Here is a 25,143-nt window from a genome sequence, read left to right on the forward strand (position 1 = left end):
ATCCGTTTTCCGGGTGACGGGTCCTTTCGCTACATTAATCACTGAATATTCATTCAACCTACAAATCCCCCCACACCGGAGGACCCTCATGCACGGCAGCGCCCGCGTCGATCTGAACGACCTCGGCAGCCTCATCGGCTGGCTCTTCGCGCAGTGGTGGGTATGGGTCATCGTGGGCGTCGTCGTCCTGTTCTTCCTGGTGATCTGGATCATGCCGGCCGCGAAGGTCAAGCCCTCGGAGGCGTACTCGACGGACGACCGCGAGGCGAACGAGATCGCCCTGGGCTTCCTGCAGATCGTGAACCAGCCCTCGGGCCCGTGGAACGACCCGACCGCGTCCGCGCTGAGCGCGGGCGAGAAGAAGCGGCTCGTCGAGATGTGGGGCGTGGCGACCCGTGAGGAATGGCTCGCCGGCATCGAGCGGCTCGTCACGGTCCGGCGCCGCCGCGATGTGTGGGTGACGTGCCTCGCCATCCGCGCGGAGCTCGCGGGACGCCTCGGCCGCGTGCCGAAGTCCAAGGAATGGACGTCCGCGATCATCGAGGCCGGGGGCGACAAGCGCGACGCCCGCACCTTCGTCGCCGCGATCGAGGGCGTCGAGGCGCAGGTGCGCAAGCTCGTCGGCAAGGACATCGTGACGCCCGACGTCTACGTCCGCACGCTCGACGGCTATGCGCTCGGCCAGGCCGTCGCCCTCGCCACCTGGGGCGTCGCCCTGGGTCACGCCGACGTGCCGGAGGCGCGCGCGATCATCCACCGCATCAACGAGGAGGGCCGCCCCGCGTTCTCCTCCTGGGCCGACTTCGGCCTGAGCTACATCACGGGCCGCGTGATGCACTGGAGCGACGGCGTGATCGGCGAGAAGACCTTCGACAAGTTCGGCGACGGCTGGTCCGAATTCCGGGCGGCGTCCACCGCGAAGCGCAACGGGCCGTGGGCGTCTCTGCCCTGGCGAGTCGGGTGAGCGACGGTCGCAGGAGCACGGATCCGCGCGCCGCGGATCCGATCCGGGTCGATCTCTCGGCTCTGCGGACCCCGCCGGGCATGCGCACGCTCCTCGCCTACGAGCGCGCGGCGCGCATCCCCCTGCACCGGCGCTTCTTCGCCGTGCTCGCCGGGGTGCTGCTGCTCACGGCGGCGATCGTGGCGGCGCTCTGGTGGCTGGGTTCGATCGGGATGCTCGCGCGCGTGCCGCTGCTCGCCGTGTTCGGCGTCTTCTACGGGGTGATGGGCGCAGCGGGCTTCGTCTGGTACGCCGTGGGCCTCTCCCGTCGCGCGCGCCTGGCGATGTTCGCGGGGGCCAACGGCTGGGCCTATGCGGATCTGCTGCAGGGCACCCGGCGCCCTGGTTCGGCGTTCACGCGCATGCGCCGTTCGGTCGAGCGCGGCGTGGTCGCCTCGGAGGATCCGCGCATCCCGTTCGAGCTGGGCCTCGCGCGCTCGGTCGGCGGCCGGGACGAGGCCGCGACCGTGCAGCGGCCCTTCGCCTTCATCGAGCTGCCGCTGCCCGCGAAGGTGCCGCACATCGTGCTGCGCAACCGCCGTCGCAGCATCGTGCCCACCCTGGGGCTGGGCGGCGCGCGGATGGACCTGGAGGGGCACTTCGCATCGACCTTCCAGCTGCTCGTGCCCGAGGGCTATCAGCGCGACGCCCTCTACATCTTCACGCCCGACCTCATGGCGCGGGTCCTGGACCTCGGCGCCGGCGCCGAGCTCGAACTGGTCGAGGACCGCGCCTACGTGTATCTGCCCGGCAGCACCCGGTTCGACCGACCGGACGTGATGCAGGGCACCGTGCAGCTCGCCGAAGAGCTGCACCGACGCTTCGCGGCGCGCACGGGCCCGTACCGCGACGAGAACACCGGCCCGATCGCACGACCGGAGGGCGTGGCGATCGGGCTGGGCGGACAGCGCCTCGGCGGACAGGGCGTGTCCCTGCTCGCCGTGGCCGGCGTATCGGCGGCGGTGATCCTGTCCGCAGGGATCACGGCGTTCGCGCTGTTCGGCGGGGCGATCCTGCGATCAGGGGGTTGACCGCAGGCGCCGGTCTCTTGGGGGGACCGGCGACCGACGCCCCGTCTCCTGCGCTGTGCACGGCAGGGAGGCGGGGCGCTTCGGCGTCTGCGGCGGTGGCTTCGGTCGCGGTCGGGGCTCCGCGGGGGCGCGCCGTTCGTGCGTCCTGCTCGCACCCGGGTCAGCGCCGGATGATCCGCTGCTCGATCGCGGCGGCGACGGCGCCCGCCCTGGTGTCGACCCCGAGCTTGGCGTAGATGTGCGAGAGGTGCGACTTCACGGTCGCCTCGGAGACGAAGAGCGCCTTCGCGAGCTCGCGGTTGACGAGTCCGTCCGCGAGCAGCTCGAGCACCTCGACCTCCCGCTCGGTCATGCGCGGCTCCGGTGAGGCGGCGCGCCGCATGAGCACGGCGGCGACCGAGGGGGCGAGCGCCGGCTCGCCCCGGTGCACCGCCCGGATTCCGGCGAAGAGCTGCTCCGGCGGAGCGTCCTTGAGGAGGTAGCCGGCCGCCCCGGCGTCCAGGGCGCGCAGGATGTCCGACTCGCTGTCGTACGTGGTCAGCACGAGCACGGCCGGCGGATCCGGCAGCGCGCGGATGCGCCCCGTCGCGACGATCCCGCCCTCGCCGTCGCCCAGGCTGAGGTCCATGAGCACCACATCCGGCCGGGCCGTCTCGGCCGCCAGGACGGCATCGGCGGCGTTCGACGCCTCTCCCACGACCACGAGGCCGTCCGTCGACTCGAGCAGGGCGCGCACGCCCGCACGGACGACGGGGTGGTCGTCCACCAGCACGATCCGCAGGGTCATCGGCTCTCCCCCTGCCCAGCCGGAGCGGATCCATCCTGCCCAGCCGGAGCGGATCCGTCCTGCTCCCGCGGATCCGACCCCGACCCGTCCCGGGCGAGGGGGAACACGAGCGACAGCGTGGTGCCCTCCCCCGGGGCGCTCTCGACCTGCAGCGCCCCGCCGAGCTGCGCGATCCGCTCCGCCATCCCCGGGATGCCCTGACCGCGGCCGGCCGTGCGGCGCTGCGCCGCCCTGGCCGACATCGCCGCGGGCCGGGCGTCGAAGCCGACGCCGTCGTCGCGGATGTCGAGACGCAGCTCATCGGGCTGCGCGGTGAGGCTCACCACGGCCCGGCTCGCGCGGGCGTGCTCCGCGACGTTCGCGAGTGCCCCGCGCACGGTCCGGATGATGGCCGACGCCACGGGAAGGGGCACCTCGGCGGCGGTGCCGTGACTGCGGAACTGCACGTCGACGCCGCGCCCCGAGGCCTCCTCGACCACGCGCGCGAGGGCGGCGGGAAGGGATCCGGCCGCGCCCTCGAGCTCACCGGGGGCGAGGTCGCGCACCACGCGGCGCACCTCGTCGAGCGCCGACCGCGCCGCGCCCGCCGCGGCGCGCACCTGCTCCCTGGCGGCCTCGGGACGGCGCTCCCACCCCTGTTCCGAGGCCTGCAGCAGGAGGTTGATGCTGGACAGGTCCTGTCCGACCGAATCGTGGATCTCGCGCGACAGCCTCGCCCGCTCGGCGAGCGCGCCGGCGCGATGCTGCGCGGCCGAGAGGTCGGCCTGCGTCGCGGTGAGCTCGTCGAGCAGCTGCTGGCGGGCGCGCGCCTCGCGATCCAGCGCGCGATAAGCGACGATCGTGGCGAACGCGATCCCGATCGGACCGGCGACGAGCGTCGGATCGAACAGCGCGGACAGGCGCAGCTCCGCGATGATCACGACGGCCGTCATCGCCGTGATCGCGGCGGTCGCCGGCCAGAACGGGAGGATCTGCAGCACCGCGAAGGCGAGCGGGACGGCGCACCATCCGAACGACGGGGCCACGAGCGTCAGGGCCGCCCAGAGCACGCACACCACGAGCGCCCAGGTCGCGGGCCACGCGCCGCGACGGGGGACGAGCCCCTGCAGCACGGCCGCCACGGCCAGCGCCGCGGCCCCGGCGAGGACCGGGACCGCGTTCTCGCCCTCGCCGTGCCGGAGCAGGTATCGGATCGCGCTCACGACGATCAGCGCGATGAGCACGACCTGAAGAGCGCGTCCGAACCGCACCGGCGCGAGGATCCCGCGCACGCCGTCGCCGAGGGACGCCTCGTGCTGCTGCACCTCCGACCGCGGCTCCATGGGCTCAGCCTACGAACGCCGCGGCCCGATCCGCATCAGCCGATCGGCTATCACCCGCCTGCCGCCGACCGCTCTCGCACCGCCCCGTTCGGCCTCAGGCCGAGCCCCGCACCACGAGCTCGGTGCCGAGGGTGGTGCGGCGCGGAGGGGCTGCTCCGGTGAGCCGGTCGATCAGCACGCCCGCGAGCTCCTCGCCCTGCGCGTGCATGGGCTGGCGGATCGTCGTGAGCGGCGGATCCGTCGAGAGTGCGACGGGCGAGTCGTCGAAGCCGATGATCGCGACGTCCTCCGGGATCCGCACGCCCGCGCCGCGGAGCGTGCGCAGCACGCCCCGGGCCATGAGGTCGCTCGCCGCGAAGACCGCATCCGGCAGCGCCCCTCCGGGTTCGGCGGCGCGCTCGAGCAGCTCCTGTGCCGCTCGCGCCCCGCTGGCCTCGGAGTAGTCGCCGGCGATCTCGGCGAACGGCTCGAGCCCGTCCTCGGCGAGCCGCGCGCGGAACCCGGCGAGCCGGTCCACGGCGCCCGCCATCGAGAGCGGCCCGGTCACGGTGGCGATCCGCCGCCGCCCGATGTCCCGCAGATGCTCGACGGCCTGTCTGCCGCCCGTGACGTTGTCGACGTCCACGTACCAGTCGTCCTCGGCACCGTTCGTACGTCGTCCGCCGAACACGACCGGGACCGCCTCGACGATGCGATCGACGAAGGCGTCGCTGTTGTGATGGGACAGGATGATGGCGCCGTCCACTCCGCCGTTGCGCACGAAGCCCGTCATCCGGCCGCCCGGATCGTCGCTCGCGATCAGCAGGTTCAGGATGTAGTCCGAGCGCGCGATCCGGTCGCTGATCCCCGCGACGACGGCGCCGAAGTAGGGGTCGCCGAAGAAGCGGCGGGTGTCCTCCGGCACGACGAGCGCGATCGCGTGCGTCTGCCGCAGGGCAAGCGAGCGCGCCGCCCGGTTGGGGACGTAGCCGAGGCGCGCGATCGCGTCCTGCACCGCCGCGAGCGCGTGCGGGCTCACCGCGGTCGACCCGTTCACGACCCGGGACACGGTCGACCGGGAGACGCCCGCCGCGGCGGCGACCTCCTCGATCGTGGCGCGCCCGACGCCGGACTCCATCCCCCCGACCATGTCTCAGACCGCCCTGGCCGCGATGATCCTGGCGTACTCGCGCCCGGAATCCTTCACGATCCGCTCCTGCGTGTCGTAGTCGACCCGCACGATCCCGAACCGCTTGCCATAGCCCCAGGACCACTCGTAGTTGTCCAGGAGCGACCACGCGAAGTAGCCGCGCACATCGACGCCCTCCTCGATCGCGTCGTAGGTCGCCGCGACGTGCTCCCGCAGGAACATGGCCCGCTCGGAGTCATGGACGACCCCGCCGGTCGTGGCCCCCGTCGCAGGGTCCGTCACGCGAGCGCCCTCGAGCTCGTCATCGTACGCCGCACCGTTCTCGGTCACGTAGAGCGGCAGCCCCGGCGCGTACTCCGTGCCGAGCCGGCGCAGCAGCCGGGTGAGCCCTTCGGGCTGCACCTCCCAGCCCATGCCCGTCCGGGGCAGCCCGCGCTCGACCCAGTGCACGTCGTCCGCGGCGGGGAACGGAGAGCGCGTGCGCCGCGCGTTCTCGCCCTCGACGCCGCCGTCGTGCGGCGTGCCCTCGCTGCCGGACTGCGGCGTCCCGGAGAGCAGCTCGCCGTGGTAGTAGTTGACGCCCAGGCAGTCCAGCGGCGCGGCGATCGTGTCGAGGTCGCCCTCGTGGATCGCGGCGGCCCAGCGGCGCACGGCGACCGGATCCACCTCGCGGATGTCGGAGACGACGTCTGCGGGATAGGCGCCGCGGAGCACCGGATCCAGGAACCAGCGGTTGAACTGCCCGTCGATGCGGCGCGCGGCGTCGACGTCGGCGGGATCACGAGCGTCGGCGGGATCGGCGACCGTGAGGTTGAGCGTGATCCCGAGGTCGAGCTGCGGATCCCGCTCCCGCAGCGCCCTGACGGTGCGGCCGTGCGCCAGCAGCAGGTGGTGCGCGGCGAGCATGCCGTCCTCGATGCCGACCCGGCCCGGCGCGTGCACACCCGCGGTGTAGGACAGGAACGAGGAGCACCACGGCTCGTTCAGCGTGGTCCAGTGCTGCACGCGGTCTCCGAGAGCGTCATGCACGCTGAGCGCGTACTCGACGAAGCGCTCCGCCGTGTCGCGGGAGGTCCAGCCGCCCTTCTCCTCGAGCGCCTGGGGCAGGTCCCAGTGGTACAGCGTGAGCCAGGGCACGATGCCGCCCGCGAGCAGCTCGTCGACGAGGCGGTCGTAGAACGCGAGGCCGGCGGGGTTCACCGCACCGCCGTCCGGGCGCACGCGCGCCCAGGAGGTGGAGAAGCGATAGGCCTGCAGACCCAGCTCGCCCATGAGCCGCACGTCATCGGCGTAGCGGTGATAGTGGTCGCACGCGACGTCGCCGTTCTCGCCGTTCAGAACGGCACCGGGTTCGCGGGCGAAGGCATCCCAGATCGACGCGGTGCGGCCGTCCTCGAAGGCGGCGCCCTCGATCTGGTAGGCGGCGGTGGCGGCTCCGAACAGGAAGCCGTCGGGGAAGCGGCGGACGGACGTGTTCAAGGGCGCTCCTTCGCTGGTGCGTCGTCGGGGCGGCGCGGTGGTGGATTCGCGGCGGGATTCACGGCGGGGCGCTCATCACGGACGCTCGTGCCGCATGAGGGCCTTCCCCGGCGATCCGGATCAGGCTATGGGAGCGCTCCCACGATGTCAACAGGCGGGGCGGACACCCACTCCCGCGTACCCTGGACCGGTGACCTCCTCGCCCGCGCTCGTCCGTGCCGAATCGCTCATCCGCTCGATCCCGGACCACCCGGAGCCGGGCATCCTGTTCCGCGACATCACGCCGCTGCTGGCCGACCGCGAGGCGCTGCAGGCGACGACCGAGGCGCTCGTCGCGCCGTTCCGCGGATCCTTCGACGTCGTCGCCGGGATCGAGGCGCGCGGCTTCATCCTCGCCGGGGCCGCCGCGATCGAGGCCGGGACCGGATTCGTCCCGATCCGCAAGGCGGGCAAGCTGCCCCTGCCTGCCGCGTCCGTGGACTATGCCCTCGAATACGGCACCGCCACGATCGAGATGCACGACGACCTGCCCGCCGGATCCCGGATCCTGCTGATCGACGACGTGCTCGCGACCGGCGGCACCCTGGCCGCGGGCCGGCGGATCGTCGAGCAGCTCGGCTATCACGTCGCCGGGATCTCGGTGCTCTTCGAGATCGACGGCCTGGGCGGCCGCGACGTCGTCGGCGACGTGCACACGGTGTTCCGCAGCTGACCGCGGTCCGGCCTCTCGCCGGACGGTAGACTTGACGCGCCCTCCCGCCCGCGACATCTCGGAGCCTCCAATGCCCACCATCGTCGTCGACGTCATGCCCAAGTCCGAACTGCTCGACCCGCAGGGGAAGGCCGTCTCCGGAGCGTTCGCCCGCACCGGCGTGACCGCGTTCAGCGACGTCCGCATCGGGAAGCGCTTCGAGCTCACGGTCGACGGCGAGGTCACCGACGAGGTGCTCGCCGAGGCCCGGCGGATCGCCGAAGAGGTGCTCTCCAACTCCGTGATCGAGGACGTCGTGGGCGTCGAGGTCGCCGAATGACGGTGCGGATCGGGGTCGTCACGTTCCCCGGTTCCCTCGATGACCGCGACGCCCAGCGCGCCGTGCGCATCGCCGGCGCCGAGCCCGTCGCGCTCTGGCACGGGGCGCACGACCTCGACGGCGTCGACGCCGTGATCCTGCCCGGCGGCTTCAGCTACGGCGACTACCTGCGCTCCGGCGCGATCGCCGCGCTCTCGCCGATCATGACCGAGGTCAAGGACGCCGCCGCCAAGGGCATGCCGATCCTCGGGATCTGCAACGGCTTCCAGATGCTCGTCGAGGCGCACCTGCTGCCCGGCGGCCTGATCCGCAACGACCACCAGCACTTCGTGCGCCGCGACCAGAAGCTCACGGTCGAGAACGCCGACACGGCCTGGACCCACGAGTTCGCGCGCGGCCAGGAGATCATCATCCCGCTCAAGAACGCCGAGGGCGGCTACATCGCCTCCGACGAGACGCTCGACCGCATCGAGGGCGAGGGGCTCGTCGCCTTCCGCTACGCGGGTGTGAACCCGAACGGATCCCTCCGCGACATCGCCGGCCTCACCAACCCCGGCGGCAACGTCGTGGGCCTGATGCCGCACCCCGAGCACGCGACCGAGCCCGGCTTCGGCCCCGACACCTCCGTCGCCATGCGCAGCGGCGTCGACGGCCTGCCCTTCTTCACGAGCGCGATCGCCGCGATCGCCCGCGTCGCCGCCTGACCCGCGTCGCCGCCTTAGCTTCTACTTCCGAGTCGTCCCCGTCAGCGGATCCCCTGAGGTCCGCTCACGGGGACGACTCCGTTGGTGAGGGTCACCACGAGGGGGCGTTGCGCCTGCGGAGGGCCGGGGTTAGCGTCGAGAGCGTCCCCGACGATGGGAGAGGCGCATGGCCGGCCGGTTCGTTTACTGGATGAACGTGTCCCTCGATCTGCGGATCGAAGCCGCTCCGGGCGAGGACGGCGACGGCGACTGGATGCGGATCGACGAGCCGCTGCATCGCGAGTTCAACCGCCGCGCCGCGGACCTCGCACTCATGGTGCAGGGCCGGCGGGTGTTCGAGATCATGGAGTCGTTCTGGCCCGCCGCGCGCGACGACGCCTCGCTGCCCGCGTTCATGCGGGAGTACGGCGCGATCTGGACCGACAAGCCGAAGATCCTCGTCTCGCGCACCCGCGCCGAGGCCCCTTTCCACACGCGGGTCATCGGCGAGGACGCCGTCTCGCGGCTCGCGGAGGTCCGCGCCGAGACCGAGGGCAGCATCGGCGTCGGCGGGGCGACGCTCGCCACGGCACTGCTCGAGGCGGGGCTGCTCGACGAGCTCCTGCTGTTCACGCATCCGGCGATCCTCGGACCCGGCCGCCCGTTGTTCGACGATCCGCGCCCCGGCGAGACGAGGCCCCCGGTGATCCTCGACCTGCTCGAGCAGGCCTCCTACGACCAGGGCGTCACCCTGCACCGCTACGCCATCCGCCGCTGACGCCCCCTCCGCAGCACTGCTGCGCTCGCCCCCTCCCTCTCGCTCGCGCCCCCTCGCTCTCGCCCCTCTGGGTGCCCCCATATCGCGGTCGTAGTGGATGGGACGCCAGAGGGGGCAAGCCGAATCGAGGGGCGGTGGAGAGGGAGCGATCAGCCGGCGCGGCGGCAGCCGAGGACGGCGCGGCGATCAGCCGAGGGCCGGGGGCCAGACGCCGATCAGGACGGCCATCACCACGACCGTGACGAGTTCGTGCGCGATGTTCAGGACGGTCAGCGAACTCGGGCGCCCCTCGAAGGCGTCGTGCGTGATGAACCGCGCCGCCGTGAATCCCATCCACAGCGTGATCGCGGTGACGAGCGCTGAGAGGAAGAAGGATCCGCCGTAGAAGTGCCAGGCGATCGCCGTGGCCCCGGCGAGCACCCAGGCCGTGAGGAAGCTCACGATCACGGTCGCGATGATGGCGAGCACCGGACTGCCCTTGGGGTTGTCGAGGTCGACCCCCGCGAGGCGGGCCCAGCGGGTTCCGAGCACGCCGCGGGCGTACCAGATGGATCCGACGACCATGCTCGACGCGGTCGCCAGCAGCACGGCCCAGTAGTTGATCTCGGGAACCATGACAGCCTCCTCGGTCGGTGCCGGACGCGGTCGGCGCCCCGGTGCGCTCAGAGTACCGCCGCGGATCCCCGGCTCGATGCCGGCCCGCCGAAGCGGTGCGCCCCTACGGGCCTCCCCACCTTGGAGTCGTCCCCATCAGCGGCGCCTATGGGCTCCGCTGACGGGGACGACGCGAAAGTGGGAGAAGCTGGAGAGGGGCGGGCGCCGCGGGCGCGCTCACCAGGGGCTGGGCTCGTAGTCCTTCAGGAACACGCCGTGGACGTCCTCGCCGGCCTCGCCGCGCACGATCGGGTCGTACACGCGGGCCGCGCCGTCGACGAGGTCGAGCGGGGCGTGGAAGCCCTCCTCAGCGAGGCGCACCTTCGTGTAATGCGGACGCTCGTCGGTGATCCACCCCGTGTCGACCGCGGTCATCAGGATCCCGTCGGTCTCCAGCATCTCGCCCGCGCTCGTGCGGGTGAGCATGTTCAGCGCGGCCTTCGCCATGTTCGTGTGCGGGTGCCCCGGCCCCTTGTACCGACGGGAGAACTGGCCCTCCATCGCCGAGACGTTCACGATGTGCTTGCGCCGCGCGGGCGAGGCGGCCATCGCCGGACGCAGCCGGCTGATGAGCAGGAACGGCGCTGTCGTGTTGCAGAGCTGCACCTCGAGCATCTCGAGCGGATCCACCTGGTCCACGCTCTGCACCCAGCTGTTCACCCGGTTCACGTCGGGCACGAGGCCGCCCGCGTCGATCGCCGTGCCGTCCGCGTGCTTCGCGAGGGAGGAGGATCCGGGCGCCATCGCGAGCCGGGCCAGCTCGTCGGCGGTGAGCGCCTGGCCGCCCTGCTCCGCGATCGTGCCGCCGAGCGACGCGATCGACAGCAGAGGGTGCGCGTCGACCGAGGCCTGCAGCGCCTCGGGGTGCGGATCCGCGGTGTGTCCGAAGGTCTCCATCTCGGGCAGCGGCCCGTTCGGGAGCGGCTGCAGCTCGGCGTCGGCGAGCAGCGAGTACGCACCGGGCGAGCGCCGCACGGTCTGCGCGGCGTTGTTGATGAGGATGTCGAGCGGCCCCTGCGCCGCGACCGAGTCGGCGAGGGCGATCACCTGGGCGGGATCGCGCAGGTCGATGCCGACCACGCGCAGCCGGTGCAGCCAGTCGGCCGAATCGGGCAGCGCCGCGAACCGGCGCACCGCGTCGCGCGGGAACCGCGTGGTGATCGTGGTGTGCGCGCCATCCCGGAGCAGCCGCAGCGCGATGTGCATGCCGATCTTGGCGCGACCTCCGGTGAGGAGCGCGCGCTTGCCGTCGAGGTCGGTGCGGGCGTTGCGCTTGCCGTGGCTGAACCGCGCGCAGTCGGGGCAGAGCTGGTGGTAGAACGCGTCGACCGTGGTGTACAGCTGCTTGCAGATGTAGCAGTTGCGGGGCTTCAGCAGCTCGCCCGCGGTCGCCGCATCCGTCACGCTGCTCGCGAGGTCGAGACCGCGCGTCTCGTCGTCGATCCGGTCGGGAGCACCCGTCGCGGTCGCCGCGATGACGGCCCGGTCGGCCTCGGCGATCGCATCGCGGATCTCCCGCCGGCGCACGCGCTTGGCGGCCTTGAACATGGCCGAGGTCGCACGCCGGACGGCGATGAAGTCGGGGTGGTCCTGATCGAGCCCGTGCAACTCGGCCAGCACCCGGAGGGTGGTCGCGAGGTCGGCCGGATCGATGCCGGATCCGACGGCGTCGCCGCCTGTCGTGGCGCTGCGGTCGCTCGGCGTCGACGGGGCGTCGGAGGGGGCGTCGGTCATTGTCACGATTTTACGCGAGCCGCCTGGATGGGAGCCCGGATGCGGGGGCACCCGGGCTCCCCGCCGAATGCACGGGACGTTGCCGAAGGCACCGGGCCTTCGCGTGAAGACGCCGTGCGCTCGGCGCGAAGCCGTGCGCTCGGCGCGAACCCGTGCGCTCGGCGCGATCCGCCTGACAGGATGCGGCGACCGGACTCAGGCGATGCCGCCGCCATCGACGACGAGGGCGGATCCGGTCACGTACGACGACTCGTCGCTCGCGAGCCAGACGACGGCCGCGGCGATCTCGGAGGGCTGCCCCATCCGGTTCAGCGGGCGCTCGGCGGCCTCGGCGAGGAAGCCGGCCTGGTCCTGACCGAGCTGGCGGGCCTCGTCGCGCAGCATCCCGGTGTCGACGTCGCCGGGGTTCACCGAGTTGACGCGGATCCCCTGCGGGCCGTGGTCGATCGCGAGCGCGCGGGTCATGTTGACGACCGCCCCCTTCGACGCGCAGTACGAGATCGCCTGCCCGCCACCCTTGAGGCCCCAGCCGGATCCAGTGTTGACGATGGATCCGCCGCCGTTCGCCGCCATGATCGGCACGACGTGCTTGCACATCAGGAAGATCGCCCGCACGTTCACGCCGAACACCCGGTCCCACTCCTCGACCGTGGTCTCGACCGCCGTGGTGCGCCGGATGATGCCGGCGTTGTTGAAGACCACGTCGACGCCGCCGAAGCCGTCGACGACCGCGGCGACGACGCGCTCGATCTCGGCCTCGCTCGAGACGTCGGCGCCGATCGCGACCGCGGATCCGCCGGCGGCGCGGATCTCCTCGGCCACCGCCTCGGCGGCCTCCGCGTTCAGGTCGACGACGGCGACGTTGGCGCCCTCGGCGGCGAAGGCGAGGGACGTGGCGCGGCCGATGCCGCCGGCGCCTCCGGTGACGATGGCGTTCTTGTTCTGCAGACGCATGGGGTGCTCCTTGCGGGTCGGGATGCGGTCGGGGTGGGTTCGGGATCCGGTCCTGTCGCGAAGCTCGGGACCGGCGGGACGGATCAGGTGACGAGGGCTTCGGGTGCGGCGACAGCGTAGAACGCGGAGGCCTCGGCGCCGGTGATGACGCGGATGTGTCCGGCGAGGGAGGCGTCGACGTCGGGATCGCCGGTGTCGACGAGGAGCGGGCGCCCGCCGAGGTCGACGAGCTTCTGCTCGGGGGCGACGACGAGGAGCGGATCCGCCCCGAGAGCGCGGATCACCCTCGGGGACAGCTGCTGGTTGCCGCGGCCGAGCAGGAACCCCTGCCCGCCGATCACCGTGATCACGGCCTGCGCCGGGCCGGCGGCGGCCTCGGCGAGCAGCCGTTGTTCGTCCGCTCCCGCGGCCACGAGGCGTCCGTCGAGCACGACGTCCACGCCGAGCGGGGTCTTCGCGAGGCCGAGCTGGGCGGCGATCTGCGCCGTGGTGCCGCCGGGGCCGAGCAGGTACCGGACGCCCGGTCGCATCGCCCGGACGGCTCCCTGCGAGGCGGCGGCGACCGCCTCCTGCTCCGAGACCGGCGTCGGCGCCTTGCGCGCCTGGGTGCGTCCGAGCCGCTGCGGCACGCGCAGGCTGCCGTAGAGCACGGGCTCGACCCTGGCCCGGCGAAGCGCCGCCTCGTCGACGTCGAGCACCTCGCGCACGGCAGTCGGCACGGTCTCGGATCCCAGCCAGTCCACGGCGAGGGCGCCCGCCGCGACGGGGCTCACGGCGAACACCGGCGAGTACATCTTCACGCCGGCCGGGATCCCGAGTACGGCCGGCTCGACACGTGCGCGGCGCACGGCCGATTCGGGGCGCAGATCCACGTTTTGGGGCGCGTCACGACCGTCAGCGCCGGCGTACGGCGCCCCAAACGGCACAGGTGCGCCCCAAACCGGACCCACCGGACCGACCGGACCCACCGGACCGACCGGACCGACCGGATCCACCGGCTCACCCGACCCCGAGAGGGAGGCCAGCCCCCGCACGGCGTCGCGCAGGGTCCCGTCGCCGCCGGCCACCAGCACGAGCGATGCTCCGGCGGCGGCCACGGCGGCGACCGCGGCGGAGGTGTCGTCGGGCGTGGTCGCGACCGAGGACGGGGTGAAGACCACGACCGGCTCGAGCCCGGCCTCCGTCACGACGGCGGCGCCCATGGCTCCGGCGGCGGTGAGGATCCGCGCCCCGGGGTGCGAGCGCGCGAGGACCGTCAGCGCCTGCCGGGCGCGGTCGTGCGCGCGCGGCACGGAGCCGTGCTCCGCCGCCTGCGCCTGCACGGCCGCGCCGTCGGAGCCGGCGAGGCCCGCGGGCCCGCCGACCCCGGCGACAGGGTTGACGATCAGACCGATCACGCGATCAGGCTCCGACCGCGACGGTCTCGGCGAGCGCGGGATCCGCGTCGCCGTTCCGCGGCAGCTCGCTCGCGGCGGGACCGGCCGGCACCTCTCCGAAGTACTTCCGGCGGTAGGCGCGCCAGGTGATCGCCCAGCGCTCGGGATCGTCCAGGTCGTCGTGGTGCGTGTGGTGCACGGTCTGGTTGTGCGGCGCCGTGCGCACGAGCTCCGGGTTCTCCCTGGCCTCCTGCGCGACCTGCGCCAACGCCGCCACGTACTCGTCGATCTCGGCCTTCGAGTAGCACTCGGTGGGTTCGAGCGTGAAGGGCTGCGGCACGACGTAGGGGTGGTGGCTCGTCCAGTAGTGGAAGCCGTAGTCGGCCATCCGGATGCCGATCTCCTCCGAGGTGATTCCGGTCTCCTCGAACAGCTCCTGCCACGAGTACCGCACCTGCTCGATGCGGCGGCGCCCCGTCGCATAGGGCGCGGACGCGCCCGGGATCTCGAGCACCTTCTTGAGCAGGTAGTTGTTGTTCAGCACCGCGACCTGCGAGGCCGCGAGCATGCCCTCGGCGCCGAGCGCCATGATCCAGGCGTACGCCCGCACCACGTGCAGGATGACGCCGTGAGCCGGCGCGACGTGCCCGATCGACAGGTCGCCGGGCTCGCGGACCACGAAGCGCCCCTCGACCTTCTCCACGCGCGGTCCTGGCAGGAACGGCGCGAGCGCCGCGCTCACCGCATTGGCCGCGGCACCGGGGCCTCCGCTGCCGTGCGGGGCGGAGAACGTCTTGTGCAGGTTGAACTGGCACACGTCGAATCCGGCGTCGCGGGCGCGCGTGATGCCCAGGATCCCCGCGGCGTTGGCCTGGTCGTAGGAGGCGAGCGCGCCGACCTCGTGCGCGGCATCGACCCACTCCTTGATCGCAGGGTTGTAGATGCCGGTGTCCTCGGGGTTGGTCACCATGATCGCCGCCGTGCGCTCGGAGAGCGCGGCCTTGAGCGCGCCGAGGTCGGGGTAGCCGTCCGCGTCGGGGTAGATCGTGATGACCTTGTATCCCGCGACCTTGGCGGCGGCCGCGTTGGACGGGTGGCTGAAGATCGTCGTGATGACCTCATCGCGCTGAGCCGCCTCGCCCCGCGACGCGTGATACGCCCGGATCATCGCGATGTTGGTCCAGATGCCGGCGGATCCGCCGGGCGAGGCGAGCGACACCGCGTCCATGCCGGAGATCTCGGCCATGAGCCGCTCGAGGCGCCAGATCGTCTCAAGAGCGCCCTGCGTGTCGGCCGGATCCTGCGCAGGGTGCAGCGCCCGCAGCTGCGGCACCTCGATGAGCTGATCGTTGATCTTCGGCGAGTACTTGATGGTGCACGTGCCCTGGCCGATGTCGACGTTGAGGTCGGATCCGAGGTTCTCCTGGGACAGGCGCAGGTAATGCTTGAGCACCCGCATCTGCGCGATCTCCGGCAGCGCGGGCGGGGTCGGACGGCGCATGCCCTCGGGGAGTGCGGCGACGACGTCGCCGACGGCCTCCCGCACGGCCGGCTCGACCGGCGTCACGAGGACGCCTCTCTCGCCGGGTGCGGACAGCTCGAAGACGATCGGCTCGTCCCAGCTGGCCTGCTGGAATCGGCGGGGGCTCTGCTTCGGGGCGACGGGAAGGCTCACTTCGTCTCCTCCTTGCCGTCGTCGCTCAGTGCGTCGCACGCGTGCTGCTCCTCGGTGTCGATGGCCGTCGCGAGCGCGACGGCGAGGCGGTCGATGTCGGATGCGGAGGTGGCCTCGGTCACGCAGACGAGCAGCGTGTGCTCGTCCACGACCACGCCGGGCTCAATGCCCTCTGCGCGCAGCGCCGTGACGAGGTCCGCCGCGCGGATCGCGTCGACGCGGATCGTGAACTCGCGCAGATGCAGCGCGTCGTCCCCGAGGGTCACCCCCGGGATCGCGGCGAGCCGCTGCTGCGCGTAGGCGGTGCGGGCGAGCAGCAGCTCGCCGAGGTCCGCCATGCCCTGCGGTCCCATGAGCGCGAGGTGCACGCCGGCGGCGATGCCCCACAGGGCGGCGGCCGTGCCGACCCACTCCTTCCCGTCCTCGCGGTGCGCGAACGACGTGCGGTCGTAGGCGACGTCGCCGAAGCCGTACTCGCCGGGCACATCGGTGGACTCCAGGCCGAACAGTCGGGAGGGCATCTCCGAGACGTACCGCGGCTCGTCGTGCACGGCGATGAAACCGGCATGCGCTCCGCCGAACCACTGGTGCAGCCCGAGCGACTGGATGTCTCCCGTGACGATGTCGGCGCCCTGCAGGGCGGGCGGGGTCAGCACCCCGTATCCGATCGGGTCGGTGCCCACGACGACGACCGCGCCGACGGCGTGCGCCGCGTCCGCGATCTCGCGCAGCCGCGTCTCGACGGCGCCGGTGAAGCTCGGCGTCTCGACCCACACGGCCGCGACGTCGCCGGCGAGCCTGGCCCGCAGCGCCGCGAGATCCGCGATGCCGCCCACGGCGGGGATCCGCTCGATCTCGAGCCCCGCGCGCGTGTAGTCGTGCACCTTCGAGTCCTTCTCCGGCAGCACGTCGCTCACGGCGAGCACGACACCGCGGCCGGTGAGCCTGCCCGCCATCGCGAGGCCCGTCGCCGCGGCCTGGTACCCATCGTAGGTCGGCACGTTCACGACATCCATCGCGAGCAGCTCGGCCATGAGCGACTGGTACTCGAACAGCGCCTGGAACCGGCCGTGGTCCTCGTACGGCTCACCGGCGTAGGCGGTGAGGAACTCGCTGCGGCGGATGACCTCGTCCACGACCGCGGGCACGTAGTGGTTGTAGGTGCCGGCCCCGAGGAAGCTCAGGCGCTCCTCGGTGGTGCGGTTCTGCGCGAGGATCCCGCGCACGTGGCGGGCGAGGTCCTGCTCGGCCGGCAGCGGCGCCGGCACGTCCAGCGCACGGCGCAGGCGCAGCTCCTCCGGCACGTCGGCGTAGAAGTCCTCGATCGAGGCGGCGCCGACGGCGGCGAGCATCTCGGCGTAGGTCTCCGGCGCCGTGTTCGGGATGTAGGGATGCACGAACGTCTGCGTCATGCCAGCTCCTTCGACGGGGTGGCCTGGGTGGGCCGGGGGTTATGGGCGAGGGTGAGGAAAGGGATGCGGTCGGTGCTCGGCGAGGCGATGACGGCGACGCCGTAGGCGCCCAGCGCGAGCTCTCCCGCGGCCTCGGATCCGGTGAGCAGATCCCGGCCGGAGATGGGCAGCCGGAAGGTCACGGGTTCGGCCGCGTGGTTCAGGAGGAAGGTGTAGTCGGTCGTCCCGTCCGAGCGCGTGACGGCCTCGGCGGCGACCGAGACCTCGTCGCGCGCGGGCAGACCCGCCGTGCGGACGATGTCGCGGAACACCGCGACCAGCCCCTCGGGCTGCAGCATCGCACTGACGTACCAGGCGGATCCCGCGGCGTGCGCGCGCCGGGTGACGGCGGGGCGACCGGCGAGCTCGCCGCTGGAGTACGCCCCGCGGATCTCGACATCGGGGTCGGCTTCGATCCACTCGCCCCAGTGCGGCACCGCGAGCTCGTCGTCGCCGTAGGAGAGGTGCTCCACGACGCCGTCCGCGATCGGCCACTGCTCGTCGACCTCGATGCCGAGCAGGTCGCGGAGCGGCCCTGGTGCACCGCCGTCGTGCACCTTCTCCGTGCTGTCCACGACGCCGGAGAACGGGCCGACCACGAGGGTTCCGCCGCGAGCGACGAAGGCGCGCAGCGCCGCCGTCTGCGACTCCTCGAGGATGTACAGGTTCGGCGCCACGATCACGTCGTAGCGGTCGAACGGAGTCCCGCTCGCCTCGCCGCCCACGCGCACGGCGTCGACCGCGTGGCCCAGCGTGTAGAGGGCGCGGTGCCAGGCACGGGCCTGCTGCGCCCACTGCAGCCGCTGCGAGGGCAGCGACTCGGCGGCGCTGGATCCCCACCACGAGTCCCAGTCCACGACCAGGCCCACGCGCGAGCGGACCCGGGTGCCGCGCACGGGTTCGAGCTTCTTCAGCTCGAGTCCCAGCGCCTTGGTCTCCTGGAAGCTGCGCGAACGCTCGCCGCGATGGCCGAGCATCGACGAGTGGAACTTCTCCTGGCCGTACTTGGCCTGGCGCCACTGGAAGAACATGACGGCGTCGGATCCGTGCGCCACGGCCTGCAGGCTCTCCACCCGGATCCTGCCGGGCGCCTTCGGCACGTTCACGTCGCGCCAGCTGGTCGCGCTCGCCGACGACTCCAGGAGCAGCCAGGGGCGCCCGCCCTTGAGCGCGCGCATGAGCCCGTAGTTGAGCGCGGCGCCCACGTGCGAGGTCGGATCCATCGGATCCGGATACGCGTCGTCGGTCACCACGTCCTCGCGCTCGGCGAAGCGCCAGTAGTCGAGGTCGCGGAACATGCTCATGAAGTTCGTGGTCACGGCGATGTCGGGGGTGACCTCGCGCAGCACGTCGATCTCGACCTGGAAGAGCTCGAGCATCGCGTCCGAGGAGAACCGCTCGAAGTCGAGCAGCTTGGTGGGGTTGATCGGCCCCGGCGCCTTCTTCGGCGTCTCGATGTGCTCCCACGACGTGTAGCGCTGACCCCAGACGTTGACGCCCCATGCCTCGTTGAGCCCGTCGAGGTCGCCGTAGCGGTCCTGCAGCCAGCGGCGGAAGTGCCGCGCCGACTCCGGGCACCAGCAGCGCGAGACGTGGTCGCCGTACTCGTTCGAGATGTGCCACATCGCGAGGCCGGGGTGCTCGCCGTAGCGCTCGGCGATCGCGCGGGTCATGCGTGCGACGTTCTCGCGCCAGATCGGCGAGGACGGGCAGTACGTCTGCCGGGAGCCGAACTCCAGGCGGTGGCCATCGGAGTCCCACGGCGCCATCTCGGGGTGCGCCCGCAGCAGCCAGGACGGTGGAGTGGCCGTCGCCGTGGCGAGGTCGATGCGGATGCCCGCTTCGTGCAGCAGCTCCACGATCCGATCCAGCCAGCTCCAGTCGTAGACGCCGGGCTCCGGCTCGAGCTGCGGCCAGCTGAAGATCGGCAGGCTCACCATGTTGACGCCCGCGTCGAGCATCAGCCGGATGTCCTCGCGCCACACGTCCTCGGACCACTGGTCGGGGTTGTAGTCGCCGCCGAACGCCAGGGCGTCGATGCGGACCTCGCGGATCCGCTCGTCGTCGAGATGCTGGGCCACGAAGGCTCCTCCCTGAGTCTTTTCGTGCACGTTCCGTGCGGATGACGACGATTCCCGCCGTCAGGTGTATTTTGTATACATAACACTATGGCGGGATCATGATCACGTCAACAGCCCGAGCCTTGAGCACTGTCGCTAAGGTTCCACTGGAGGGGAAAGATGGCCATCGAACGCAAGAACCTCCGTTCACAGGTGCGCGAGGAGCTTCTCGCGCGCATGCGCACGGGGAACGTCCGGCCCGGCGAGGGCATCAACGAGGTGCAGCTCGCCGCCGAGCTCGGCGTCAGCCGCACTCCGCTGCGCGAGGCGCTGATCGCCCTCGAGTCCGAGGGGCAGATCTCCAGCGAGAACGGCAAGGGCTTCCGCTTCGTGCCGCTCAGCGCCGGCGAGTTCGAGGACCTGGCGCCCGTCATGGCGACCCTGGAGAGCCTCGCGCTCGAGCTCAGCCCCGTCGACGAGCTGAAGGCCGTGGGCGCGCGGCTCGTCGAGCTCGCCGCGGCGTTCACGGACGAGCACGTCGAGCACTCCCTCGTGATGACGAAGGACGACGAGTGGCACACCGTCATGCTGTCGGCCTGCCCGAACCGGCGACTGCTCGACGTGATCGAGAGCGTGCGGGGATCCTTCCACCGCTACGAGGCCCTGCTCGTCGCCGAGGATGTGAAGATCGACCGCGTCGCCGCGGAGCACGCCGCGATCGCCCGCGCCCTCGCGGCCGGCGACGTGCCGACCGCGATCGAGGCGCTCAAGGTCAACTGGCTGCACGGCATGCGCCGGATCCTCGACAACTCGTCGAGCGCGTACTTCTCGGCCTGAGCCCTGCTCGGGCGCCGCGCACGCCTGCACGATCCGGGAACGGATGCACGACGGATCCTGCGATCGGATCGTGCATCCGTGACCGGGTCCTGCAAACGGCACGCAGGCACGGATCCGCCGTCACCCCTTGACGGCTCCGCCGAGCAGGCCCGCCACGAACTGCTTCTGGAACACCAGGAACAGCACGAAGAGCGGAAGCGTCGCGAGCAGGGATCCGAGCATCAGCCCGGAGTAGTCGACGCGGCTGAGACCGATCATGGTGTTGAGCGCGACGGGGACCGTGTACCTGTCCTCGGTGTTCAGCATGAGCAGCGGCCAGATGAACGAGTTCCACTGGCTGATGAACGTGTAGATCACGAGCGCCGCGATCTGCGGGCGGGCGACCGGGAGCACGATCCGGTAGAACGTGCGCAGCTCGCTCGCGCCGTCGATCCGCGCCGCCTCGACGAGCGTCACAGGGAAGTCCAGGAATCCCTGCCGCATGAGGAAGATGCCGAACGCGTTCGCGAGGAACGGCACGATGAGCGCCTGGTAGGTGTCGATCCATCCGGCGCTCGCCATCATCTGGAACAGCGGCACCAGCAGCACCTGCATCGGGATCATCATCGTGACGAGGATCACGCCCAGCAGCACGCCGCGGCCGCGGAACCGGTAGGTGGCGAGGCCGTAGCCGCACATGATGCTGATCAGCGAGCTGAACAGCGTGTAGACCACGGCGACGCCCACGCTGTTGAGCATCACCTGACCGAAGCCGATGCTCTCCTGCAGCCGGCCGAGGTTCTGCCAGAACTCCCCGCCGGGCAGGAGCGGCAGCGGCGTGACGAACAGGTCGCTGGTCTTGTGCGTGGACGCGATCACCATCCAGAGGAACGGGACGAGCGCGAGGACGCTCGCCACGACCATGACCGCATAGACCGGAGCCCGCAGCACGACCCGGCGCACGAGCGGCTCCCCGGATCGGGTCGAGGGCTGCCCGCTGCGCCGGCCCCGGCCGGTCGTGATCAGCTGGGTCGTCATGGCTTCTCCCTCATGATGCGGAACTGGATCACGGCGATGATCCCGGTGAGGATCACGAGCATCCACGCGATCGCACTGGCGTAGCCGAAGTCGAACTGCTGGAACCCGATCTTGTACAGGTACAGCACCGGCGTCAGGGTCGCGTTGTTCGGACCGCCCCCGGTGAGGATGAAGTTCTCGTCGAAGAGCTGCAACGCGCCGATCGTCGACGTCACGCTGGTGAAGATCAGCACGGGCCGCAGCTGCGGGACGACGATGTGCCGGAAGATCTGCCAGCGCCCTGCGCCGTCGATGCGCGCGGCCTCGTAGAGCTCGGGCGGGATCGCCTGGAGTCCCGCGAGGATGATGACCATGTTGTAGCCGGTCCAGCGCCAGGTGATCGAGGCGATCACGGCCACCCGCGCCCACCATTCGTTGTTCAGCCAGTCGATAGGCCCGGCGCCGAACAGCGCGAGGAACTGGTTCAGCAGGCCGCCGTCCGTCGTCATGATCACTCGGAACACGACCGAGTAGGCCACGAGCGTCGTGATGGCGGGCAGGAAGGTGAGCAGGCGGAACCCCGCCCGGAAGCGCAGCCACGCCTGGTTCAGCAGGTACGCGAGACCGACCGCGAGCGCCATCATGATCGGCACCTGCACGACGAGGATGAGCAGCGCGTTGCCGAGACTCTTGAGCACGAGCGGATCCCGGAACATCCGCGCGTACTGCTCGAACCCGACGAAGGTGCTCACGCCGCCCGAGGTGCGGAAGAGGCTCTGCAGCAGCGACACCGCGAGCGGGTATGCGAAGAACAGGGCGAGCAGCGCGGCCGCGGGCAGCGCGAACCACATCCCAGGACGCTGCATGCGCGCGGCGAGACGACGACCCGTGCGGGGGGAGCCGCGACGACTCTCGTCGCGGCTCCCCTCCGCCGGAGGACGCCGCACAGTGGCGACCGTCACGTCAGCCCGCGATCTTGCGGCCGGTCGAGTTCGCGATCTGGGCGGCCGCGTCGTCCAGCGCCTTCTTCGGATCCTCGCCGTTCAGCACCGCGGCGCCGACGGCGTTCGTCACGGCGTCGCTCGCGACCGACTGGTCCGAGGTGAAGGTGATGGAGGGGATCTTCGGCGTCAGCCCGGCGAAGGTCTGGAACACCTTCTGTCCGCCGAAGTAGTCGTTCGGCTGCTCGAAGAAGTCGGCCTTGAGCGCCGGCAGGTAGGCCGGGAAGAGCCCTTCCTTCTGCATCATGCTCGACTGATTGGCGCTGTTCGCCAGCACGTAGGCCATGAAATCGGCGGCGAGCTGCGGGTTCTTCGCCTGTGCGGGGATCGCGAGACCGGATCCGCCGTTGTTCGACGTGGGCGCGCTGCTGCCGTCGAAGACGGGGAGGTCCCGCACGGCGTACTTCCCGCTCAGCTCCGGGGCCTCGCCCTCGAGCGTCCCGATCCACCACACGGCCTCGGGCGTGACGGCGGAGTCGCCGTCCTTCGCGCTCGTGACGCTCGCGTCCCAGCCCTTGGCGTTCTTGATGAGCCCCTTCTGCTGCATGGTCTGCAGCAGGGTGAGCGCCCGCACGGCGTCGGGCGAGTTCACCGTGATGTCGCCCTTCTCGTCGAAGTATCCCGCACCCTGCTGCTGGAGGTACATCGAGAGGGATCCGCCCGAGGAGAGATCCGCGGTGAGCAGCGTGTGCCCGGTCGCGGCCTTGATCTTCTCCCCCGCCGCGACGAGGTCGTCCCAGGTCTTCACGGCGGAGGCGTCGACCCCCGCGGCCTGGAAGTAGTCCGTGCGGTAGTACAGGCCGACGGTGCCGGAGTCCCACGGCGCCATGCGCAGCGCGCCGTCCTTGCCGGTGCCGGTCGCCCACTTGAACGGGTCGAAGTCGGCCTTCTTGTCGCCGAGCACGGGCGAGAGGTCGGTGAAGCCCTTCGGGAACTGCGTGAGATAGCTCTGGTTGTGATCCGTCTCGAGCGTGATCATGTCGGGAAGCCCGGTGCCGGCCTGCAGGCCGACCGAGATCTTGTCGTAGGCGTTGTCGTAGCCGATGTCGACGACCTTGATCGTGGTGCCCTTGTGCGCCTTCTCGTAGTCGGCGCCGAGCCGCTTGAGCGCGGTCGCCGCGACGTCCCACGACCAGATGGTGATCGTGCCGGTGGCCGCCCCATCCGCCTTCAACGCCTCACCGCTCGTCGGCGCCCCGCCGCCGAACGCGCACCCGGACAGGGCGATGGTCGCCACCGCTCCCGTCGCCAGCGCGAGCATGCCGCGTCGCTTCATCATGACCTCCTCGTCAGAATTGGATATTGCATACAGTACACGCGTGGTTACGCAAACACCAGGGTTGTCGAGGCCGGCTCCACGGCCGCCCGCACCGACGCCGCAAGACGCCGAGACCCCCACAGAGAGTCGAGGCCCCCTCCTGATTGCGTACCTGGGAGGGGGCGTCGACTCTCTGTGGGGGTCTCGCGCGTCAGCGGCTGAGTTCGACCGCCAGATCGATGAACAGCGCCGCCGACCAGCCGAAGGCCGTCGTCGCGCGCTCGGCCTTCCGGCCCGTGAGCGGGTTGAAGTACTCCTGCGGGCCGCCGCCGTGGATCACCAGGCGCACGGTCTGCTCGCGCAGCGCCCTGGCGCGCTCCGGGTGGCCGGCGGCGTCCATGCCCTCCGCGATGAGCGCGCTGGTGTTGATCCAGATCGGACCGCGCCACATCCTCTCCGGGGAGAAGTCCGGATCCGCTGCCGACACGGTCGGCAGCCCCCACTCCAGGGCGTACCGTCGCGGGTCGTCGATCGCTTCGAGAAGGGCGGTCCGGGCGTCCTCGGGGAGCCCCTCGATGCGCAGCGGCATGAGCCCCACCACGGTGTCGCTGGCGATCCGGGTCCCGCCGGGGCCGCGGGCGAGGAAGCGCCGCTCGGCCGGATCCCACAGCCGCTCCAGGAGGAGCTGGGTGGTGCGCTCGGCACGGGCGAGGTGCGGCGCGACGGGGTGCTCCGGCAGATAGCGCGCGGCGAGCGCGGCGATCTCGCGGTCCTGCTGCACGAGGTAGGCCGCCAGATCGGGGGCCGTCGTGGGGATCGGCCCGTCGAACACCGGGCTGTCGTCGAGCCCGGAGGAGTACGGATGGCCGTACTCCGGGAGCCCGTCGCCGTCGAGATCGGATCCGTGCCGCTCCGGTCCCGCGAACCACCAGTCCTGGGAGCGGATCACCCGCTCGAGTTGTGTCGCGGCCCACTCCGGCGCATCCTCGATCTCGAGCACCTTGCGCAGCGCCCAGGCGGCGAGCGGAGGCTTGGTGAGCGGCACGGGAGCGTCCGGGTCCGCGACCTGCGATCCCGCGCGACGCAGCGTCGCGCGGTCGGACTCCGGCAGGTCGTCGCTCGTGGCGAGCACGCCCTGCTCGTGCACGACGTCGGGCAGCTGACCGTTCTCGCTCGGGAACCGGAACGCGAGCTCGAGCTGCTCCCTGGCGAGCTCGGGGTCGCCGTGACGCACGCCGACCGCGATGAAGTAGGCGTCCCACTGCCAGAGCCCGACGTAGCCGATCTTCGAGGGGACGATCGCCCGCGCGCCCTCGAGCGCGGGAAGCTCCACGATGTTCGCGCCGAGCACCCACCAGCAGAACGCGGCCATGTCCTGCAGATCCTCGCGGACGTGCGGGCAGCGGGCGAACCACTCCTCCCACAGCGCCCGCAGCGCCTCCTCGGTCGCGTCGTGGGCGCCGCGGCCCTGGACGGAGACCGCGACGCTCCGATCAGCGGCGACGTCGATGCGGATCCCGGATCCGATCCCCTGCTGGGCTGCGCCGCCGTCCGGACGCACGAGGCGCACGGAGGCCGCGGGGTCGCCGCCGATGCTGAGCGTGCGCAGTCCGTCGAACGTGAGCGTCACGGCGCCGAAGGAGATCCGGTGCGGCTGCACGTCGACGACCGGGAGGATCCGGCCGGACGCGTCGTGCACGACGAGCGCGTCCAGCACGCGGCACTCGTCGAGGCCCCGCTCGTACTCGGACGTGTGCACCCGCACGCCGTCGCCCTCGCGGAACACGAGCAGGCGCGAGCGCGGCATCGTGAACGGCGCGGTGACCAGGTCGAGATGCCGCCCCGCGGCGAGCGCGAGCTCCGCGGCGGACATGGCCTCGCGGGCCGCGATGGGATCCGTCACG

At 71.6% G+C, this 25,143-nt stretch carries 22 protein-coding genes; 7 read left to right on the forward strand and 15 right to left on the reverse strand.

Translation table 11 applies throughout. The annotated features are described in order from the left end of the window. Positions 1-88: 88 nt before the first annotated feature. Complete coding sequence (locus tag ACIPY5_RS07435) at positions 89-964, forward strand: DUF1266 domain-containing protein (RefSeq protein WP_400968686.1); 876 nt, start codon at positions 89-91, stop codon at positions 962-964. Then, positions 961-2,034, forward strand: a complete 1,074-nt coding sequence (locus ACIPY5_RS07440; protein ID WP_400968688.1) for a hypothetical protein — start codon at positions 961-963, stop codon at positions 2,032-2,034. Before ACIPY5_RS07435 ends, ACIPY5_RS07440 begins: the two co-directional genes overlap by 4 nt. 160 nt (positions 2,035-2,194) lie before the next feature. Here the strand turns inward: ACIPY5_RS07440 and ACIPY5_RS07445 are convergent, their stop codons facing one another. The 4 genes from ACIPY5_RS07445 to ACIPY5_RS07460 all read right to left on the reverse strand — a co-directional run bounded on the left by ACIPY5_RS07445 (position 2,195) and on the right by ACIPY5_RS07460 (position 6,751). Further along, complete coding sequence (locus tag ACIPY5_RS07445; RefSeq protein WP_400968691.1) at positions 2,195-2,821, reverse strand: response regulator; 627 nt, start codon at positions 2,819-2,821, stop codon at positions 2,195-2,197. Then, on the reverse strand, positions 2,818-4,143 hold the full coding sequence (locus tag ACIPY5_RS07450; protein WP_400968694.1) for a sensor histidine kinase: 1,326 nt from the start codon (positions 4,141-4,143) through the stop codon (positions 2,818-2,820). The genes ACIPY5_RS07445 and ACIPY5_RS07450 overlap by 4 nt, the downstream gene beginning before the upstream one ends. Positions 4,144-4,237: 94 nt before the next feature. Further along, positions 4,238-5,260 (reverse strand): LacI family DNA-binding transcriptional regulator, encoded by a 1,023-nt coding sequence (locus ACIPY5_RS07455; RefSeq protein ID WP_400968697.1) that lies wholly within the window; start codon positions 5,258-5,260, stop codon positions 4,238-4,240. 15 nt (positions 5,261-5,275) lie between these two features. Further along, complete coding sequence (locus ACIPY5_RS07460) at positions 5,276-6,751, reverse strand: glycoside hydrolase family 1 protein (RefSeq protein ID WP_400968700.1); 1,476 nt, start codon at positions 6,749-6,751, stop codon at positions 5,276-5,278. 190 nt (positions 6,752-6,941) lie between these two features. Between ACIPY5_RS07460 and ACIPY5_RS07465 the strand changes: the two genes are divergently transcribed. The 4 genes from ACIPY5_RS07465 (at position 6,942) to ACIPY5_RS07480 (ending at position 9,243) form a co-directional block, all read left to right on the forward strand. Next, positions 6,942-7,463, forward strand: coding sequence for an adenine phosphoribosyltransferase (locus ACIPY5_RS07465; protein ID WP_235281709.1), 522 nt, complete (start codon positions 6,942-6,944; stop codon positions 7,461-7,463). A 70-nt stretch (positions 7,464-7,533) separates the two neighbouring features. Continuing rightward, positions 7,534-7,782, forward strand: a complete 249-nt coding sequence (gene purS / locus ACIPY5_RS07470; RefSeq protein ID WP_309338763.1) for a phosphoribosylformylglycinamidine synthase subunit PurS — start codon at positions 7,534-7,536, stop codon at positions 7,780-7,782. A 2-nt stretch (positions 7,783-7,784) separates the two neighbouring features. Then, positions 7,785-8,486 (forward strand): phosphoribosylformylglycinamidine synthase subunit PurQ, encoded by a 702-nt coding sequence (gene purQ / locus ACIPY5_RS07475; protein ID WP_400969851.1) that lies wholly within the window; start codon positions 7,785-7,787, stop codon positions 8,484-8,486. A gap of 166 nt (positions 8,487-8,652) precedes the next feature. Beyond that, on the forward strand, positions 8,653-9,243 hold the full coding sequence (locus ACIPY5_RS07480) for a dihydrofolate reductase family protein (protein WP_400968704.1): 591 nt from the start codon (positions 8,653-8,655) through the stop codon (positions 9,241-9,243). A 186-nt stretch (positions 9,244-9,429) separates the two neighbouring features. On the opposite strand, the gene ACIPY5_RS07485 is transcribed toward ACIPY5_RS07480, so the two are convergent. The 7 genes from ACIPY5_RS07485 to ACIPY5_RS07515 all read right to left on the reverse strand — a co-directional run bounded on the left by ACIPY5_RS07485 (position 9,430) and on the right by ACIPY5_RS07515 (position 19,168). Further along, complete coding sequence (locus ACIPY5_RS07485) at positions 9,430-9,858, reverse strand: DUF1761 domain-containing protein (RefSeq protein ID WP_309338757.1); 429 nt, start codon at positions 9,856-9,858, stop codon at positions 9,430-9,432. Between the two features lie 216 nt (positions 9,859-10,074). Further along, positions 10,075-11,631: an SDR family NAD(P)-dependent oxidoreductase gene (locus tag ACIPY5_RS07490; protein WP_400968707.1), complete on the reverse strand. Its 1,557-nt coding sequence runs from the start codon at positions 11,629-11,631 to the stop codon at positions 10,075-10,077. A 195-nt stretch (positions 11,632-11,826) separates the two neighbouring features. Beyond that, entirely contained in the window at positions 11,827-12,585 is a 759-nt protein-coding gene (locus ACIPY5_RS07495; protein WP_400968710.1) for an SDR family NAD(P)-dependent oxidoreductase, read from the reverse strand. An 83-nt stretch (positions 12,586-12,668) separates the two neighbouring features. Next, positions 12,669-13,982 carry an ATP-NAD kinase family protein gene (locus ACIPY5_RS07500; protein ID WP_400968714.1) on the reverse strand — a complete coding sequence of 438 codons (1,314 nt, stop codon included), beginning with the start codon at positions 13,980-13,982 and terminating at the stop codon, positions 12,669-12,671. A gap of 4 nt (positions 13,983-13,986) precedes the next feature. After that, entirely contained in the window at positions 13,987-15,636 is a 1,650-nt protein-coding gene (gcvPB, locus tag ACIPY5_RS07505) for an aminomethyl-transferring glycine dehydrogenase subunit GcvPB (protein ID WP_400968717.1), read from the reverse strand. Continuing rightward, positions 15,633-17,048 carry an aminomethyl-transferring glycine dehydrogenase subunit GcvPA gene (gene gcvPA, locus ACIPY5_RS07510; RefSeq protein WP_400968719.1) on the reverse strand — a complete coding sequence of 472 codons (1,416 nt, stop codon included), beginning with the start codon at positions 17,046-17,048 and terminating at the stop codon, positions 15,633-15,635. The genes gcvPB and gcvPA overlap by 4 nt, the downstream gene beginning before the upstream one ends. Continuing rightward, positions 17,045-19,168: a beta-galactosidase gene (locus tag ACIPY5_RS07515; RefSeq protein ID WP_400968721.1), complete on the reverse strand. Its 2,124-nt coding sequence runs from the start codon at positions 19,166-19,168 to the stop codon at positions 17,045-17,047. Before ACIPY5_RS07515 ends, gcvPA begins: the two co-directional genes overlap by 4 nt. Before the next feature lie 159 nt (positions 19,169-19,327). On the opposite strand from ACIPY5_RS07515, the gene ACIPY5_RS07520 reads away from it, so the two are divergent. Continuing rightward, positions 19,328-19,984 carry a GntR family transcriptional regulator gene (locus tag ACIPY5_RS07520; RefSeq protein ID WP_400968724.1) on the forward strand — a complete coding sequence of 219 codons (657 nt, stop codon included), beginning with the start codon at positions 19,328-19,330 and terminating at the stop codon, positions 19,982-19,984. Positions 19,985-20,104: 120 nt separating this feature from the next. Here ACIPY5_RS07520 and ACIPY5_RS07525 read toward each other — a convergent pair whose 3' ends face one another. The 4 genes from ACIPY5_RS07525 to ACIPY5_RS07540 all read right to left on the reverse strand — a co-directional run bounded on the left by ACIPY5_RS07525 (position 20,105) and on the right by ACIPY5_RS07540 (position 25,142). Next, complete coding sequence (locus tag ACIPY5_RS07525; RefSeq protein WP_400968727.1) at positions 20,105-21,001, reverse strand: carbohydrate ABC transporter permease; 897 nt, start codon at positions 20,999-21,001, stop codon at positions 20,105-20,107. Continuing rightward, complete coding sequence (locus ACIPY5_RS07530; RefSeq protein ID WP_400968730.1) at positions 20,998-21,846, reverse strand: carbohydrate ABC transporter permease; 849 nt, start codon at positions 21,844-21,846, stop codon at positions 20,998-21,000. Before ACIPY5_RS07530 ends, ACIPY5_RS07525 begins: the two co-directional genes overlap by 4 nt. A 97-nt stretch (positions 21,847-21,943) precedes the next feature. Then, positions 21,944-23,260, reverse strand: a complete 1,317-nt coding sequence (locus tag ACIPY5_RS07535; protein WP_400968734.1) for an ABC transporter substrate-binding protein — start codon at positions 23,258-23,260, stop codon at positions 21,944-21,946. 190 nt (positions 23,261-23,450) lie between these two features. Then, entirely contained in the window at positions 23,451-25,142 is a 1,692-nt protein-coding gene (locus ACIPY5_RS07540) for an amylo-alpha-1,6-glucosidase (RefSeq protein ID WP_400968737.1), read from the reverse strand. Position 25,143 lies beyond the last annotated feature (1 nt).

Origin of the sequence: Microbacterium sp. NPDC089698 (genome assembly GCF_044749045.1) — a bacterium.
Lineage (GTDB): Bacteria > Actinomycetota > Actinomycetes > Actinomycetales > Microbacteriaceae > Microbacterium.

Excerpts from the sequence above, each read along its gene's own strand:
- ACIPY5_RS07435 (WP_400968686.1), top strand. The coding sequence starts at position 89 with ATGCACGGCAGCGCCCGCGTCGATCTGAACGACCTCGGCAGCCTCATC.
- ACIPY5_RS07445 (WP_400968691.1), bottom strand. The coding sequence starts at position 2,821 with ATGACCCTGCGGATCGTGCTGGTGGACGACCACCCCGTCGTCCGTGCG.
- ACIPY5_RS07450 (WP_400968694.1), bottom strand. The coding sequence starts at position 4,143 with ATGGAGCCGCGGTCGGAGGTGCAGCAGCACGAGGCGTCCCTCGGCGAC.
- ACIPY5_RS07455 (WP_400968697.1), bottom strand. The coding sequence starts at position 5,260 with ATGGAGTCCGGCGTCGGGCGCGCCACGATCGAGGAGGTCGCCGCCGCG.
- purS (WP_309338763.1), top strand. The coding sequence starts at position 7,534 with ATGCCCACCATCGTCGTCGACGTCATGCCCAAGTCCGAACTGCTCGAC.
- ACIPY5_RS07480 (WP_400968704.1), top strand. The coding sequence starts at position 8,653 with ATGGCCGGCCGGTTCGTTTACTGGATGAACGTGTCCCTCGATCTGCGG.
- ACIPY5_RS07485 (WP_309338757.1), bottom strand. The coding sequence starts at position 9,858 with ATGGTTCCCGAGATCAACTACTGGGCCGTGCTGCTGGCGACCGCGTCG.
- ACIPY5_RS07490 (WP_400968707.1), bottom strand. The coding sequence starts at position 11,631 with ATGACCGACGCCCCCTCCGACGCCCCGTCGACGCCGAGCGACCGCAGC.
- ACIPY5_RS07495 (WP_400968710.1), bottom strand. The coding sequence starts at position 12,585 with ATGCGTCTGCAGAACAAGAACGCCATCGTCACCGGAGGCGCCGGCGGC.
- gcvPA (WP_400968719.1), bottom strand. The coding sequence starts at position 17,048 with ATGACGCAGACGTTCGTGCATCCCTACATCCCGAACACGGCGCCGGAG.
- ACIPY5_RS07520 (WP_400968724.1), top strand. The coding sequence starts at position 19,328 with ATGGCCATCGAACGCAAGAACCTCCGTTCACAGGTGCGCGAGGAGCTT.
- ACIPY5_RS07525 (WP_400968727.1), bottom strand. The coding sequence starts at position 21,001 with ATGACGACCCAGCTGATCACGACCGGCCGGGGCCGGCGCAGCGGGCAG.
- ACIPY5_RS07530 (WP_400968730.1), bottom strand. The coding sequence starts at position 21,846 with ATGCAGCGTCCTGGGATGTGGTTCGCGCTGCCCGCGGCCGCGCTGCTC.
- ACIPY5_RS07535 (WP_400968734.1), bottom strand. The coding sequence starts at position 23,260 with ATGATGAAGCGACGCGGCATGCTCGCGCTGGCGACGGGAGCGGTGGCG.